General features: G+C 57.6%; 15 protein-coding genes. 10 read left to right on the top strand and 5 right to left on the bottom strand.

Annotation, left to right across the window (positions count from 1 at the left end; translation table 11 throughout):
• Window positions 1-18: 18 nt before the first annotated feature.
• The gene (locus ACJ8QI_RS09910) at window positions 19-891 is read right to left on the bottom strand and encodes a MurR/RpiR family transcriptional regulator (RefSeq protein WP_038877144.1); all 873 of its coding nucleotides are present in this window, start codon (window positions 889-891) and stop codon (window positions 19-21) included.
• A 448-nt stretch (window positions 892-1,339) separates the two neighbouring features.
• Between ACJ8QI_RS09910 and zwf the strand changes: the two genes are divergently transcribed.
• The 4 genes from zwf (at window position 1,340) to mdtI (ending at window position 4,848) form a co-directional block, all read left to right on the top strand.
• The gene (gene zwf, locus ACJ8QI_RS09905) at window positions 1,340-2,815 is read left to right on the top strand and encodes a glucose-6-phosphate dehydrogenase (RefSeq protein ID WP_019452799.1); all 1,476 of its coding nucleotides are present in this window, start codon (window positions 1,340-1,342) and stop codon (window positions 2,813-2,815) included.
• A gap of 154 nt (window positions 2,816-2,969) precedes the next feature.
• Window positions 2,970-3,611 carry a bifunctional 4-hydroxy-2-oxoglutarate aldolase/2-dehydro-3-deoxy-phosphogluconate aldolase gene (locus ACJ8QI_RS09900; RefSeq protein ID WP_060439782.1) on the top strand — a complete coding sequence of 214 codons (642 nt, stop codon included), beginning with the start codon at window positions 2,970-2,972 and terminating at the stop codon, window positions 3,609-3,611.
• Window positions 3,612-4,163: 552 nt separating this feature from the next.
• Entirely contained in the window at window positions 4,164-4,532 is a 369-nt protein-coding gene (gene mdtJ / locus ACJ8QI_RS09895; RefSeq protein ID WP_004932327.1) for a multidrug/spermidine efflux SMR transporter subunit MdtJ, read from the top strand.
• Window positions 4,519-4,848 (top strand): multidrug/spermidine efflux SMR transporter subunit MdtI, encoded by a 330-nt coding sequence (gene mdtI / locus ACJ8QI_RS09890; protein WP_016927446.1) that lies wholly within the window; start codon window positions 4,519-4,521, stop codon window positions 4,846-4,848. Before mdtJ ends, mdtI begins: the two co-directional genes overlap by 14 nt.
• Window positions 4,849-4,911: 63 nt before the next feature.
• Here mdtI and ACJ8QI_RS09885 read toward each other — a convergent pair whose 3' ends face one another.
• The gene (locus tag ACJ8QI_RS09885; RefSeq protein WP_015378124.1) at window positions 4,912-5,256 is read right to left on the bottom strand and encodes a RidA family protein; all 345 of its coding nucleotides are present in this window, start codon (window positions 5,254-5,256) and stop codon (window positions 4,912-4,914) included.
• 133 nt (window positions 5,257-5,389) lie between these two features.
• Between ACJ8QI_RS09885 and ACJ8QI_RS09880 the strand changes: the two genes are divergently transcribed.
• The 5 genes from ACJ8QI_RS09880 to rnd all read left to right on the top strand — a co-directional run bounded on the left by ACJ8QI_RS09880 (window position 5,390) and on the right by rnd (window position 11,879).
• Window positions 5,390-7,306 carry an ATP-dependent DNA helicase gene (locus tag ACJ8QI_RS09880; RefSeq protein WP_038877150.1) on the top strand — a complete coding sequence of 639 codons (1,917 nt, stop codon included), beginning with the start codon at window positions 5,390-5,392 and terminating at the stop codon, window positions 7,304-7,306.
• A gap of 79 nt (window positions 7,307-7,385) precedes the next feature.
• Complete coding sequence (gene tsaB, locus ACJ8QI_RS09875) at window positions 7,386-8,087, top strand: tRNA (adenosine(37)-N6)-threonylcarbamoyltransferase complex dimerization subunit type 1 TsaB (protein WP_187322489.1); 702 nt, start codon at window positions 7,386-7,388, stop codon at window positions 8,085-8,087.
• Window positions 8,088-8,187: 100 nt separating this feature from the next.
• Entirely contained in the window at window positions 8,188-8,778 is a 591-nt protein-coding gene (locus ACJ8QI_RS09870; protein ID WP_442532431.1) for a Slp family lipoprotein, read from the top strand.
• 209 nt (window positions 8,779-8,987) lie between these two features.
• Window positions 8,988-10,676, top strand: a complete 1,689-nt coding sequence (gene fadD, locus ACJ8QI_RS09865; protein ID WP_060439783.1) for a long-chain-fatty-acid--CoA ligase FadD — start codon at window positions 8,988-8,990, stop codon at window positions 10,674-10,676.
• Between the two features lie 81 nt (window positions 10,677-10,757).
• Window positions 10,758-11,879, top strand: coding sequence for a ribonuclease D (rnd, locus tag ACJ8QI_RS09860; RefSeq protein ID WP_187322488.1), 1,122 nt, complete (start codon window positions 10,758-10,760; stop codon window positions 11,877-11,879).
• 237 nt (window positions 11,880-12,116) lie between these two features.
• Here rnd and minE read toward each other — a convergent pair whose 3' ends face one another.
• The 3 genes from minE to minC are packed head-to-tail and all read right to left on the bottom strand — an operon-like array spanning window position 12,117 to window position 13,923.
• The gene (gene minE, locus ACJ8QI_RS09855) at window positions 12,117-12,386 is read right to left on the bottom strand and encodes a cell division topological specificity factor MinE (protein WP_004932303.1); all 270 of its coding nucleotides are present in this window, start codon (window positions 12,384-12,386) and stop codon (window positions 12,117-12,119) included.
• Between the two features lie 3 nt (window positions 12,387-12,389).
• A complete protein-coding gene (gene minD / locus ACJ8QI_RS09850; protein WP_004932300.1) occupies window positions 12,390-13,202 on the bottom strand; it encodes a septum site-determining protein MinD in 813 nt (270 codons plus the stop codon).
• Window positions 13,203-13,227: 25 nt separating this feature from the next.
• Window positions 13,228-13,923, bottom strand: coding sequence for a septum site-determining protein MinC (minC, locus tag ACJ8QI_RS09845; RefSeq protein WP_084827697.1), 696 nt, complete (start codon window positions 13,921-13,923; stop codon window positions 13,228-13,230).
• Between the two features lie 136 nt (window positions 13,924-14,059).
• On the opposite strand from minC, the gene ACJ8QI_RS09840 reads away from it, so the two are divergent.
• The gene (locus ACJ8QI_RS09840) at window positions 14,060-14,332 is read left to right on the top strand and encodes a YcgL domain-containing protein (RefSeq protein WP_004932294.1); all 273 of its coding nucleotides are present in this window, start codon (window positions 14,060-14,062) and stop codon (window positions 14,330-14,332) included.
• Window positions 14,333-14,351: the final 19 nt, after the last annotated feature.

The following is a 14,351-nucleotide window of genomic DNA, read 5'->3' as shown; positions in this document are numbered from 1 at the left end:
GATTTTTTCTTCGTCAGGTCACGAGTCAAAACTGTTGGGAATGACCACCCCTTTATCAAAGCGCGATTCTTTGAGCGCTTCTTTGACCCGCTTCAAGTTATCTCTGAATTTAGCCCCTCTGCGCAAGGTAAATCCGGTGGCGAGCACGTCAATGAGCGTTAATTGCGCGATCCGCGACACCATCGGCATGTAAACGTCGGTGTCTTCGGGCACATCGAGCAGCAAAGGAAGGGTCGCCGCCTGAGCGAGCGGGGTGTCGCGCGAGGTGATAGCCAATACCGTGGCGTCGTTTTCTCGCGCCAGGTGGGCCATCTCCACCAGATTTTTGGTGCGGCCGGTGTGTGAGATCAACACCACCACGTCGCCTTCGCCGGAGTTCATGCAGCTCATGCGTTGCATGACGATGTCATCGAAGTAGACCACCGGGATATTGAAGCGGAAAAATTTGTTCATCGCGTCGTGCGCCACCGCCGCGGAGGCGCCCAGGCCGAAGAAAGAGATCTTTTTTGCCTGGGTGAGCAGGTCAACCGCACGATTGATTGCGGCAATATCCAAATTTGCCTTTACTGTATCCAGGCTGGCCATGACCGATTCGAAGATCTTGCTGGTATAGGAATCGACGCTGTCGTCTTCCTCAACGTTACGGTTTACGTAGGGCGTGCCGTTAGCCAGGCTTTGGGCGAGGTGCAGTTTGAAATCGGGAAAGCCTTTGGTATCAAGGCGGCGGCAAAAGCGGTTGACGGTAGGTTCGCTGACGTCGGCCATGCGCGCCAGCGTGGCAATGCTGGAGTGAATGGCCGTCTGTGGGGAGGCCAGGATCACCTCGGCGACTTTCCTTTCAGATTTGCTCAGGAGTTCCAGATGGCTCTGGATTTTGTCCAGCGTATTCATATAACGAGAGTCACTCATGGTTTTATCCCTGTGGCTTTCAAGCAACAGCGCCGAATTTCGCCCGTGTTCGCCGCGCACGCAGACGCCAAACGAGCGGCTGTAACCTGGAATCGATAGGGTATGTCGATTTCAAACAAAGGAGAAATCAATGCCGGTTTAGTGAAAATATACTACGTGCTGGTAACCGTTGGCAGTCTCGACAGGGCGTATGCAGGCTTTTTTCACCAGAATATGACCTGTGTCTAACTTTCATAATGGTAACAGAGCGTCAAAAAAGACGAAAAATTACAGTTTTGCCCGCCTGTGCGGGCTCTGGCGCGCATTGGCGCTACCACTGGAATCTTGAGGTCTTTTTTCCTGCTTCTGCACCGGGTTTGCTGGCCGTAGTCAAACAGAGTACATTAGTAATGTAAGAAAATTACAAATATCCTGCAACGAGGAGATGAACATGGCGGTAACCTCTACAGCCCAGGCGTGTGACCTGGTTATTTTCGGCGCGAAAGGTGATTTGGCGCGCCGTAAGCTGCTGCCTTCCCTGTACCAGTTAGAGAAAGCCGGACACATCCACCCGGATACGCGGATCATCGGCGTCGGCCGCGCGGAGTGGGATAAAAAAGCGTATACCGAAGTGGTCAAGGAAGCGCTTGGCACCTTCATGAAAGAAAAACTGGATGACGAACTCTGGGCCACGCTGAGCGCACGCCTGGACTTCTGCAATCTGGACGTCAACGACAGCAAGAACTTTACCAAACTGGGTAAAATGCTGGATCAGAAACACCGCACCACCATCAACTACTTCGCCATGCCGCCAAGCACCTTCGGCGCCATCTGCAAAGGGTTGGGCGAAGCCAAGCTGAATCATGAGCCGGCGCGCGTGGTAATGGAAAAACCGTTGGGCACCGATCTGGCGTCCTCCCGCGTGATCAACGATCAGGTGGCGGAGTACTTCAACGAATCCCAGGTTTACCGTATCGACCACTATCTCGGCAAAGAAACGGTGCTGAACCTGTTGGCGCTGCGTTTCGCCAACTCGCTGTTCGCCTCCAACTGGGATAACCGCACCATCGATTCGGTGCAGATCACCGTGGCGGAAGAGGTGGGTATCGAAGGGCGTTGGGGTTACTTCGACCAGGCCGGCCAGATGCGCGACATGATCCAGAACCACCTGCTGCAGATCCTGACCATGATCGCCATGTCGCCGCCGGCGGATCTGACCACCGACCGTATCCGCGACGAAAAGGTGAAGGTGCTGCGCTCGCTGCGCCGTATCGATCAGACCAATGTACGGGAAACCACCGTGCGCGGTCAGTACACCGCCGGTTTCGTCCAGGGCAAGAAAGTGCCGGGTTATCTGGAAGAGGAAGGGGCGAACAAGAGCAGCAGCACCGAAACCTTCGTCTCCATCCGCGTGGATATCGACAACTGGCAGTGGGCCGGGGTGCCGTTCTACCTGCGTACCGGTAAACGTCTGCCGACCAAATGCTCGGAAGTGGTGGTGTACTTCAAAAACCCGCCGCTTAACCTGTTCAGCGATTCTTACCAGCAGCTGCCGCAGAACAAGCTGACCATCCGCCTGCAGCCGGACGAAGGCATCGAAATTCAGGTGCTGAACAAGGTGCCGGGGCTGGATCACAAGCACCGTCTGCAGACCACCAAGCTGGACCTGAGCTTCTCGGAAACCTTCAACCAGGAGCACGTGGCGGACGCCTACGAGCGCCTGCTGCTGGAGACCATGCGCGGCATTCAGGCGCTGTTTGTGCGCCGCGATGAAGTGGAAGAAGCCTGGAAGTGGGTCGACTCCATCATGGACGCATGGAAAGCCGACAACGAGGCGCCTAAGCCTTATCAGGCGGGCACCTGGGGGCCGGTGGCCTCGGTGGCGATGATCACCCGCGACGGCCGTTCCTGGAACGAGTTCGAGTAATGCGCAATGCCGGCAGCCTGTCTGCCGGCTTTTTTTTGCCTGCGATCTGCGCGTGGGCCACATCACTTACGGTACGGCCGGACGTCCGCGCATTTGCGCGGAGCCCTGTGGCAGGGGCGTGCCATTGTTAACCGCGAGTAATGGAGAAATAACGATGAAAAACTGGAAAACCAGCGCCGAGCAGATCCTGACGGCGGGGCCGGTGGTGCCTGTTATCGTGATCAACAAGCTGGAGCAGGCGGTGCCGCTGGCGAAAGCGCTGGTTGCCGGCGGCGTGCGGGTGCTGGAGGTGACGCTGCGCACCGCCTGCGGGCTGGAGGCTATCCGCGCTATTGCCAACGAGGTGCCGGAGGCCATCATCGGCGCCGGTACGGTGATCAATCCGCAGCAGCTGCGGGAGGTGACCGAGGCGGGGGCGCAGTTCGCCATCAGCCCGGGGCTGACCGAAGCCTTGCTGCAGGCGGCGACGGCGGGGCCTATCCCGCTGATCCCGGGCATCAGCACCGTTTCCGAGCTGATGCAGGGTATGGATCACGGCCTGCGCGAATTCAAATTCTTCCCGGCGGAAGCCAACGGCGGCGTGAAGGCGCTGCAGGCTATCGGCGGCCCGTTCCCGCAGGTGCGTTTTTGCCCGACCGGTGGCATTACGCCAAACAACTACCGCGATTATTTGGCGTTGAAGAGCGTGCTTTGCATCGGCGGTTCCTGGCTGGTGCCGGCGGATGCGCTCGAAAACGGCGACTATGCGCGCATCACTGAACTGGCGCGCAGCGCCGTCAGCGGGGCTGCGTTGTAACCCGCACCGCGCCTGGGATTGGCGCATATTTGCGCACCCGCGAATATCGCAAGGCTCGACGCTTCGTTGAGCCTTTTTTAATTTTTATCGTGATTAACTTTCTTATTTTTAACCCGTTTTTTTCTGCTTTTTTATGAAAACGGCAGTTTGCTTTCTCATTTTGGCTGTGGTAAAAATATCTCAGTCGAAAATTTTACTTTTATGAGGATATTGGGCAAATCGCACGGTGTGCGGCTGATAATAGAGAACTATTATGATGACTATTAACGGAACTACCCTCAGAACCTCTACTTGCCAACTCTTCCTGTCTGCGATCCTTGCCAGTGAGCATCACTGGTGCAGCGAGCTATAGCGTCTTTCTCCCTTAACCGGTGCAGGTGGCGGGCTTAGGCCTTCGCGCTACCGTTCAGCCGGGCAAACATTCTTTTTGCGTTTGGGTCAGTTTATCCCCAGGGATCTCTGCGTCTTGCGCGCCGCAATACGGCCGTTCGACGAGATAAATCGGGATAAATATGCCTTGGCGCGCGTTATTCGCCGTTTGGGAGAAAAATTATGATTTATTGGATCTTTTTAGGTTTGGCCATCATGACCGAAATCATCGGCACCTTGTCGATGAAATACGCCAGCGTCAATGGCGGCATGATCGGGCACATCGTGATGTACGTGATGATCACCGCGTCTTATGTGTTGCTGTCGGTGGCGGTAAAACGCGTGGCGCTGGGCGTGGCCTATGCGCTGTGGGAAGGCATCGGCATTCTGTTCATTACCCTGTTCAGCGTGCTGTGGTTCGACGAGCCGATCTCGGCGCTGAAGGTGCTGGGCCTGGCTACGCTGATCGCCGGCATCATGCTGGTGAAATCCGGCACCCGCAAAGAGCGAAAACAGGTCAGCCCGCGAGGTGACAACCATGCAACAGTTTGAGTTGTACCACATTGGGTTCCTGGGACTGGCGATCGTGCTGGAAATCATCGCCAACATCTTCCTGAAGATGTCGGACGGCTTCCGTAAAATTTGGCTGGGGCTGTTGTCGCTGCTGTCGGTACTCGGTGCGTTCAGCGCCCTGGCGCAGGCGGTGAAGGGCATCGATCTGTCGATCGCTTATGCGCTGTGGGGCGGTTTCGGTATCGCCGCCACCATCGCCGCAGGCTGGATCATGTTCGGCCAGCGGCTGAACGCCAAAGGCTGGATTGGCCTGGCGCTGCTGCTGACGGGGATGGTGATCCTCAAACTGTCCTGATAGCCGGCAATAAAAAAACCGCAGGCGTAGCCGTCTGCGGTTTTTTTTCGTCTGCGCTCAGGCTTACAGCGCGGCGATGATTTTGATTTCCACCTTGTACTTCGGATTCATCAGCTGCGCCTGCACCGTGCAGCGCACCGGCGCGCTGCCGGCGACCACCCAGGCGTCCCAGGCGGCGTTCATCGCGGCGAAGTCGGCGGTGTTGGCCAGGAAGATGGTGGCATCCAGAATACGGCTTTTATCCGAACCGACGCGCGCCAGCAGCACGTCGATGGCGGCGAGGGCGTTGGCGGTCTGCGCGGTCGCGTCGTCGTCCAGGTTTTCCGGCACGCTGGTGTAGTAAACGGTCTCGTTGTGCACTACGGCCTCGGACCAGCGCTGATCGGGATCAATTCTTTCGATATTCATTTGCTTATCTCCATATCATAGTCGTGCTAAGGGTAGCACAGCCGGTCATGAAAATGCGCGGCGATAAAGTGGGTGGTAGCCGGGCGGCAGGCTTGGCATAATCACCGCTGAATGACACCGGCAGAGAGACAGCGTGACAGACGATTTTGCAACAGACGGCGCCTTGGCGCAGGCTATCAAGGGATTCAAACCGCGTGAGCCGCAGCGGCAGATGGCGCAAGCCGTTACCGAGGCGATCAATTTCAAGCAGGAGCTGGTGGTCGAAGCCGGCACCGGTACCGGCAAGACCTTCGCTTATTTGGCGCCGGCGCTGCGCGCCGATCGTAAAGTGATCATCTCGACCGGTTCGAAAGCGTTGCAGGATCAGCTGTATGCGCGCGATCTGCCTACCGTCGCCAAGGCGTTGAAGTACAAAGGCAAGCTGGCGCTGCTGAAGGGGCGCTCCAACTACCTGTGTCTGGAACGGCTGGAGCAGCAGTCGATGGCCGGCGGCGAACTGGCGGGGCAGACGCTGATCGATCTGGTGCAGCTGCGCAAGTGGTCGTCGCAGACCAAAGAGGGCGACATCAGCACCTGCAGCGAAGTGGCGGAAGACAGCTTCGTCTGGCCATTGGTGACCAGCACCAATGACAACTGCCTGGGCAGCGACTGCCCGCTGTATCAGGATTGCTTCGTGGTCAAGGCGCGTCGCCGCGCGATGGATGCGGATGTGGTGGTGGTGAACCATCACCTGTTCCTGGCGGATATGGTGGTGAAAGAGGGCGGTTTCGCCGAGCTGATCCCGGAAGCCGAGGTGATGATTTTCGACGAGGCGCACCAAATCCCCGACATCGCCAGCCAGTATTTCGGCCAGCAGCTCACCAGCCGCCAACTGTTGGATCTGGCGAAGGACATCACCATCGCCTACCGCACCGAGGTACGCGACGCCGCTCAACTGCAAAAAAGCGCCGACCGTCTCAGCCTGAGCACGCAAGATTTTCGTCTGAATCTGGGCGAGCCGGGTTTTCGCGGCAATCTGCGCGACGTGCTCGGCGAACCCAACGTGCAGCGCGCCCTGTTGCTGCTCGATGATGCGCTGGAGCTGTGTTATGACGTGATGAAGCTATCGCTGGGGCGTTCGGCGCTGCTGGACGCCGCCTTTGAACGCGCCACGCTGTACCGCGCGCGGCTCAAGCGGCTGAAGGCGGTGACGGAGCCGGGCTACAGCTATTGGTATGAATGCAACTCGCGCCACTTCGTGCTGGCGCTGACGCCGCTGACGGTGGCCGATCGGTTCCGCGAAATGCTGGACGACAAGCCGGGCAGTTGGATCTTTACCTCGGCCACGCTGTCGGTCAACGACCAGCTGGGTCATTTCACCGAGCGGCTTGGGCTGACCAAGGCCAAAACGCTGCTGTTGCCGAGCCCGTTCGACTATGCCAAACAGGCGTTGCTGTGCGTGCCGCGCTTTTTGCCTTCGCCGAATCAGCCCGGCGGGGCCCGCCAGCTGGCGCGCATGCTGCGGCCATTAATCGAAGCCAACAACGGCCGCTGCTTCTTCTTATGCACCTCGCACCAGATGATGCGCGAGTTGGCGGAAGAGTTCCGCGCCACCATGACGCTGCCGGTGCTGTTGCAAGGGGAAACCAGCAAAGGGCAGCTGCTGGCGCAGTTCGTCGCCGCCGGTAACGCGCTGCTGGTGGCGACCAGCAGCTTCTGGGAGGGGGTGGACGTGCGCGGCGATGCGCTGTCCTGCGTCATCATCGATAAACTGCCGTTTACTTCACCGGACGATCCGCTGCTGAAGGCGCGCATTGAAGATTGCCGCCTGCGCGGCGGTGACCCGTTCAATGACGTGCAGTTGCCGGATGCGGTCATCACCCTGAAACAGGGCGTCGGCCGCTTGATCCGCGACACCGACGACCGCGGCGTGCTGGTGATTTGCGATAACCGTCTGGTAATGCGGCCTTATGGCGAGGTGTTTCTCAACAGCCTGCCGCCCACGCCGCGCACCCGCGATCTGAAGCAGGCCATCGCCTTCCTGCAGGCCGCCGATGCGTCGGCCACGTGAAAGATGAAGGGCTTACGGGGCTGTGCTACAATGCGCGCCCTGTATGAAAAACCCAGTTTTATTCCCGCCAGAGGTTGGCATGTCCACGCGAATTTTAGCGATCGATACCGCGACGGAAGCCTGTTCCGTCGCCGTCTGGAATCAAGGCGAAATCCACGCCTTGTTTGAGCTGTGCCCACGCGAGCATACGCAACGAATTTTACCTATGGTGCAGCAGGTGCTGGCGGAATCCGGTCTGGCACTCAACCAGCTCGATGCGCTGGCCTTCGGTCGCGGCCCCGGCAGCTTTACCGGGGTGCGCATCGGCATCGGCATCGCTCAGGGCCTGGCGCTGGGTGCCGATCTGCCGATGATTGGCGTTTCTACGCTGCAAACCATGGCGCAGGGCGCCTGGCGCGTCAGCGGCGCGGAGCGCGTGCTGGCGGCGATCGATGCGCGTATGGGGGAAGTCTACTGGGGGCAGTTCGAACGCCAGGTGGACGGCAGCTGGTTGGAAAGCGAAGGCGAGGCCGTGCTGTCGCCGGCGCAGGCGCTGGAGCGTGCGCAGCGCCTGCAGGGCGAATGGGCCTACGTCGGCACCGGCTGGCAAACCTATCCCGACCTGGTCAACGGTTCAACCCTGAGCGTACGCGACGGCCAAATGCTGTTGCCGCAGGCGCAAGACATGCTGCCGCTGGCGCTATACGCCTGGCAACAGGGGTTGGCGGTGGCGGTGGAAAACGCCGAGCCCACCTATCTGCGCAATGAAGTGACCTGGAAAAAACTGCCGGGCCGCGAGTAATCGCGGCGTATTGTGCTGTTGTTGATGCCGGGCGACGAAAGCCTGCAACTTGAACGATGAAACGCGGTCAAAGTTACAGGCATTTCAGGAGATTGCGACCATGTTAATCCGCACTGCAAGTAAAAAGCTGTCGCTGCTGGCCGTCGCCTGCGGCGCGCTGGTTCTTACCGGGTGCGTCACCGTACCGGATGCGATCAAAGGCTCCAGCCCCTCGCCGGTGACTCAGCTTTCCTCGGTACAAAATGCACCGAACCTGTTTACCGGCGCGGAAGCCCGCTTCGGCGGCACCGTGGTCAACGTCGCCAACGAGCAAGGGCGCACGGTGCTGGAGATTGCGGCGGTGCCGCTCGACAGCGGTGCGCGGCCGATACTGGGCGAACCGTCGCGCGGCCGCTTGCTGGCCACGGTAAACGGCTTCCTCGAACCGGTTGATTTCAAAGGCCAGTTGGTGACCGTCGTCGGCCCTATTACCGGGCTGAAAGAGGGGCGGATCGGCATGACGCCGTATCGCTTCGTGACGATGAACGTGAGCGGTTTCAAACGCTGGCATCTGGTGCAGCAGGTGGTGATGCCGCCGGCGCCGATGGGCCCCTGGGGCTGGCGTGGTGGCCCGTGGGGACCCGGTTGGGGGGCAGGCTATGGCTGGTACAACCCTGGCCCGGCACAGGTGCAAACCATCGTAACCGAGTAGCATACGCTTGATGTGAACAAATTTGACAGGGCGGCTCAGGCCGCCTTTTTGTTTTTTGGGATAAGGAATATCCGACAATTAGTGACGTACATCGCAACCTGAATAATGTTTAAAACCCGAACTGGTCTGCTGAGTTAAAATATTGTTATGGTTAGGCTGCGAGTTTGAGGGCTGCGATGATAATTAGTAATGATTTCAGGAGTAATACCTTGGATAAGGTCTGGTTAAAACGGTATCCGGCAGATGTGCCCGCAGAGATTGATGCCGATCGCTATTCGTCGTTGATCGAAATGTTTGAGCATGCCGTGCAGCGCTATGCCGATCAGCCCGCCTTTATCAACATGGGTGAGGTGATGACCTTCCGCAAACTGGAAGAACGCAGCCGCGCTTTCGCGGCTTACCTGCAAAATGAACTGGGCCTGAAGAAGGGCGACCGCGTCGCGCTGATGATGCCAAACCTGTTGCAATACCCCATCGCGCTGTTCGGCATTCTGCGCGCCGGCATGGTGGTGGTCAACGTCAACCCGCTGTATACCCCGCGCGAGCTGGAGCACCAGTTGAACGACAGCGGTGCCAGCGCCATCGTCATCGTCTCCAACTTTGCCCATACGCTGGAAAAAGTGGTGTTCAACACCCAGGTCAAACACGTGATCCTGACGCGCATGGGCGATCAGCTTTCGGCCGCCAAAGGCACGCTGGTCAACTTCGTGGTCAAGTACGTTAAGCGCCTGGTACCGAAATACAACCTGCCGGACGCCATTTCATTCCGCAGCGCGCTGCAGCGCGGCCGGCGTCTGCAATATGTGAAACCGGACATCATTAATGCCGATCTGGCCTTCCTGCAATACACCGGTGGCACCACCGGGGTGGCAAAGGGCGCGATGCTGACGCACCGCAACATGCAGGCCAACCTCGAGCAGGCCAAAGCCGCCTATTCGCCGCTGTTCCGTGAAGGGCAGGAACTGGTGGTGACGGCGTTGCCGCTCTACCATATTTTCGCGCTGACGGTGAACTGCCTGCTGTTTATCGACCTGGGCGGGCGCAATTTGCTGATCACCAACCCGCGCGATATTCCGGGGCTGGTGAAAGAACTCGGCAAATATCCGTTCACCGCCATGAGCGGGGTCAATACCTTGTTCAACGCGTTGCTGAACAACGAAGATTTCCACAAGCTCGATTTCTCTACGCTGCGTTTCTCGGTCGGCGGCGGCATGTCGGTGCAAAAAGCGGTGGCCGAGAAGTGGGAGAAAACCACCGGCAAACACCTGCTGGAAGGCTATGGCCTGACGGAGTGCGCGCCGCTGGTGGCCGGTAACCCCTACGATCTGAAACACTACAGCGGCAGTATCGGTTTGCCGGTGCCGTCGACGGACATTCGGCTGGTGGACGACAACGGTCACGATGTGCCGCCGGGTGAACCCGGCGAACTGTGGGTCAAAGGGCCGCAAGTTATGTTAGGCTATTGGCAGCGCCCGGAAGCCACCGATGAAGTGCTGAAAGACGGCTGGCTGGCGACCGGTGATGTGGTGACCGTAGACGAACAAGGATTTGTGCGCATCGTCGATCGTAAGAAAGACATGATCCTGGTCTCCGGTTTCAACGTTTACCCGAACGAAATCGAGGACGTGGTCAGCCAGCATCCGAAGGTGCTGGAATGTGCGGCGATCGGCGTGCCCAGCGAAGTCTCCGGCGAAACGGTGAAGATCTGCGTGGTGAAGAAAGACGCTTCGCTGACCAAGGAAGAGCTGTTGACCCATTGCCGTCGCCACCTGACCGGGTATAAAGTGCCTAAAATTGTTGAGTTCCGCGATGAGCTGCCGAAGTCGAACGTCGGCAAGATTTTGCGGCGAGAACTGCGTGATGAGCAAAAAACACCGAAGCCGGCCGATGCCGCCTAGGTGTCGCTCTCGCGCCTGACTATCAACAACGCCGGTGAATGCCGGCGTTGTTGTGTTTGAATCCTACAAGAGAATGATGTTTTGAATTATCAGTTGATCACTACCGATGCCGGATTGCAGCAGGTCTGCGAGCAGGCGAGAAAGCATGCCCAGATTGCGCTGGACACCGAGTTTGTCAGAACGCGCACCTACTATCCGCAGCTGGGCCTGATCCAGCTCTACGACGGTGAACAACTCTCCCTCATCGATCCTCTGCCGATCAAGCAATGGCAGCCGTTTGTCGAGCTGCTGGCCGACACCGCCGTGGTGAAATTCCTGCATGCCGGCAGTGAAGATCTCGAAGTGTTTCTCAACGCCTTTAAAACGCTGCCGACGCCGATGGTCGATACCCAGATCCTGGCGGCCTTTACCGGCCGGCCGCTCTCCTGTGGCTTCGCGACGCTGGTGGCGGAGTACATGAAGGTTGAACTGGACAAGAGCGAGTCGCGCACCGACTGGCTGGCGCGTCCGCTGACTGAAAGGCAGTGTGTGTACGCGGCTGCCGACGTGTTCTATCTGCTGCCGATGGCCAAACAGCTGGTGCAGGAGACGGAAGAGGCCGGTTGGACCGCGGCGGCCAATAACGAGTGTCTGCTGCTGTGCCAGCGCCGTAGCGAGACGCTGGCACCAGCATTGGCCTACCGCGAAATCAGCAACGCCTGGCAGCTGCGCCCGCGTCAGCTCGGTTGTCTGCAGAAGCTGGCGGAATGGCGGCTGCGCCAGGCGCGCGAGCGCGATCTGGCGGTGAACTTCGTGGTGCGTGAGGAAAACCTGTGGCAGGTGGCGCGCTATATGCCGTCTTCGCTGGGAGAACTGGATTCGCTGGGCCTGAGCGGGCCGGAGATCCGTTATCACGGTAAAACGCTGCTGGCGCTGGTGGCGGAAGCCGAAGCGCTGGAAGAATCCGAGTTGCCGGCGCCGTTGGCTAACCTTATCGATCAGCCGGGCTACAAGAAGGTGTTCAAAGACATCAAGGCGGCGATCGCTGCCGTCAGCGAGCAAAGCGGGTTGAGCAGCGAACTGCTGGCATCCCGTCGCCAAATTAACCAATTGCTGAACTGGCATTGGAAACTGAAGGACGTCGAAAGTCGCCCTGAATTAATCAGCGGCTGGCGCGGCGATCTATTAATGGCACCGCTGCAGGACATCCTGAAAGATTATTAATCGCTGATTATCACCAGGGCAGGGTAGGGAAACTCTGCTCGGGTGAATATAGGCAGGAAATAATGCGTTGAAGGTAAATCTGGCCAGAATTTACTTTAAACGAGGCGGCGGCAAAGTTAATTGGGAATTGTCCCAAAGGGAAAAATCACTTTTTTGCTGCCGATAAAGCTTAATAACTGGATGCACATACAGTTACCCCCTGCATAAAATATACAGGGGGTAATTAATGCGTCGCAATCATTTAGCTGCTTCTTCCGATTCCGGTAATGTCACGTTAAGTTCAAGTACCGAAATATCGTCCCCTTTCTGCTCGAATTGCACGTGCAGCATTTCAGGATCGATCTGAATGTATTTGCAAATAACCGCCAGAATATCGCGTTTCAGATCAGGCAGATACGGGGGCTCACTGTCCCCGCGACGACGCTCTGCGACGATAATCTGCAGCCGTTCCTTGGCTATATTGGCTGTCTGTTTTTTGCGGGACAGAAAGAAGTCTAATAAGGCCATGGTTTATCCCCCAAAAAGGCGTTTCAGGAAACCCTTCTTCTCTTCTTCAATGAAGCGGAATGGGCGTTCTTCCCCCAACAAGCGGCAAACGGTATCGTCGTACGCCTTACCGGCGTCTGACTCGGCATCCAGAATGACAGGCTCACCCTGGTTGGAAGCGCGCAGCACGGACTGGTCTTCCGGAATCACACCCACCAGTGGAATGCGCAGGATTTCCAGCACGTCTTCCATGCTCAGCATGTCGCCACGGCTGACGCGGCCCGGGTTGTAACGGGTCAGCAGCAGGTGTTCCTTGATTGGCGATTCGCCTTTCTCGGCGCGGCGTGACTTGGAAGAGAGGATGCCCAGGATACGGTCGGAGTCGCGTACCGAAGACACTTCCGGGTTGGTGGTGATGATAGCTTCGTCGGCGAAGTACAGCGCCATCAGCGCACCGGTTTCGATACCGGCCGGTGAATCGCACACCACGAAGTCAAAATCCATCTCGCCGAGATCGTTGAGAACTTTTTCAACGCCTTCGCGGGTCAACGCGTCTTTGTCGCGCGTCTGCGAAGCAGGCAGGATATAGAGGTTTTCAGTGCGTTTGTCTTTGATCAACGCCTGATTCAGCGTGGCATCGCCCTGAATCACGTTCACGAAATCATACACTACCCGACGTTCGCAGCCCATGATCAGGTCAAGATTACGCAGGCCGATATCGAAATCGATCACGACGGTTTTCTTGCCTTTCTGGGCCAGGCCGGTAGCGATGGCCGCGCTCGAAGTGGTCTTGCCAACGCCCCCTTTACCCGATGTAACAACAATAATGCGTGCCATGAAATGGATTCCTTGTCAAAAGGGCTTAGTTTAAAGGTTGTATGGTTAAAGCGTTATCCAGCAGGCTGAGTCGTACGGCCTGCCCGACGTAATCGGACGGGATTTGGTCGCTCAACCAGTACTGCCCTGCGATAGAGACTAGCTCAGCCGCCAGGTGGGTGCAAAAAATCTGACATTGCGTGTCGCCTGACGCGCCTGCCAGTGCGCGACCGCGCATCATGCCGTAGACATGAATGTTGCCGTCGGCAATCAATTCGGCGCCGGCGCTGACGCTGTTGGTCACGATAAGATCGCAGTTGCGGGCGTAAATCTGTTGGCCGGAACGGACAGGCGTGCTGATGATACGCGTTTTGGCGGGGGCGTTATCCGCCACCACGGGCGCAGGCACAGGCTCCGGCGCCGCCATCTTCTGGCCTTTGCCTTCGCTCAGCAGCGGCAGCCCGGCACGGGCTATCGCGCGCTTTTGACGTTCATCTCTGCAACCGCTGATACCCACAACGCGCAGACCTGCTGCCGCGACAGCCTGTTGAAGTTCTTTCCAGTTCGCATCGCCATCCAGCGTTGCGACGTTGATAACAACAGGGGCGTTTTTCAGAAAAGCGGGCGCTTGCTCAACTTTTTCCTGTAACGCCTGACGTATTACCTCAGGCTGCGAATTATGCAAATGAACAACCGATAGGGTAAAACTGCTGCCTTTTAGCTCAATTGGCGATTGTGACATCTATCCTGACTCAGTCTCAGCAACTTTAAATCCCCGGAATACCACTCGGGGTGCGATATTCCGATGTACTATAAGCATGTTATAGTCAGAGTTATATCCAGGCAAGACGCTCCCTCAATTAAATAGAGTTAAAAAAATGCTTTGTGTGATCTATAGAAGCCCGAAACGCGATCAAACTTATCTTTATGTCGAAAAAAAAGACGATTTCTCTCGTGTGCCGGAAGAGCTGATGAAAAGTTTCGGCGTGCCGCAATTCGCCATGATGCTTTCGCTCGATGAGCGCAAGAAATTGGCCTCGGCGGATATCGAAAAGGTGAAGCAGGCGTTGAAAGACGAAGGCTATTACCTGCAGTTCCCGCCGCCGGTAGAAAACCTGCTCAATCAGCATCTGGCGGGCGACAAGGCCTGAGACGGCGGCCACGGCCAGG

This window comes from Serratia sp. CY84636 (genome assembly GCF_052166245.1).
Lineage (GTDB): Bacteria > Pseudomonadota > Gammaproteobacteria > Enterobacterales > Enterobacteriaceae > Serratia > Serratia nevei.
This window is presented reverse-complemented; position numbering and strand designations above follow the sequence as displayed.

Bases quoted from the DNA above. Each gene is read 5' to 3' on its own strand.
- ACJ8QI_RS09885 (WP_015378124.1), bottom strand. From the start codon at position 5,256: ATGAATATCGAAAGAATTGATCCCGATCAGCGCTGGTCCGAGGCCGTA.
- minC (WP_084827697.1), bottom strand. From the start codon at position 13,923: ATGTCACAATCGCCAATTGAGCTAAAAGGCAGCAGTTTTACCCTATCG.
- ACJ8QI_RS09900 (WP_060439782.1), top strand. From the start codon at position 2,970: ATGAAAAACTGGAAAACCAGCGCCGAGCAGATCCTGACGGCGGGGCCG.
- ACJ8QI_RS09840 (WP_004932294.1), top strand. From the start codon at position 14,060: ATGCTTTGTGTGATCTATAGAAGCCCGAAACGCGATCAAACTTATCTT.
- ACJ8QI_RS09910 (WP_038877144.1), bottom strand. From the start codon at position 891: ATGAATACGCTGGACAAAATCCAGAGCCATCTGGAACTCCTGAGCAAA.
- mdtI (WP_016927446.1), top strand. From the start codon at position 4,519: ATGCAACAGTTTGAGTTGTACCACATTGGGTTCCTGGGACTGGCGATC.
- mdtJ (WP_004932327.1), top strand. From the start codon at position 4,164: ATGATTTATTGGATCTTTTTAGGTTTGGCCATCATGACCGAAATCATC.
- minE (WP_004932303.1), bottom strand. From the start codon at position 12,386: ATGGCCTTATTAGACTTCTTTCTGTCCCGCAAAAAACAGACAGCCAAT.
- ACJ8QI_RS09870 (WP_442532431.1), top strand. From the start codon at position 8,188: ATGTTAATCCGCACTGCAAGTAAAAAGCTGTCGCTGCTGGCCGTCGCC.
- minD (WP_004932300.1), bottom strand. From the start codon at position 13,202: ATGGCACGCATTATTGTTGTTACATCGGGTAAAGGGGGCGTTGGCAAG.
- zwf (WP_019452799.1), top strand. From the start codon at position 1,340: ATGGCGGTAACCTCTACAGCCCAGGCGTGTGACCTGGTTATTTTCGGC.
- tsaB (WP_187322489.1), top strand. From the start codon at position 7,386: ATGTCCACGCGAATTTTAGCGATCGATACCGCGACGGAAGCCTGTTCC.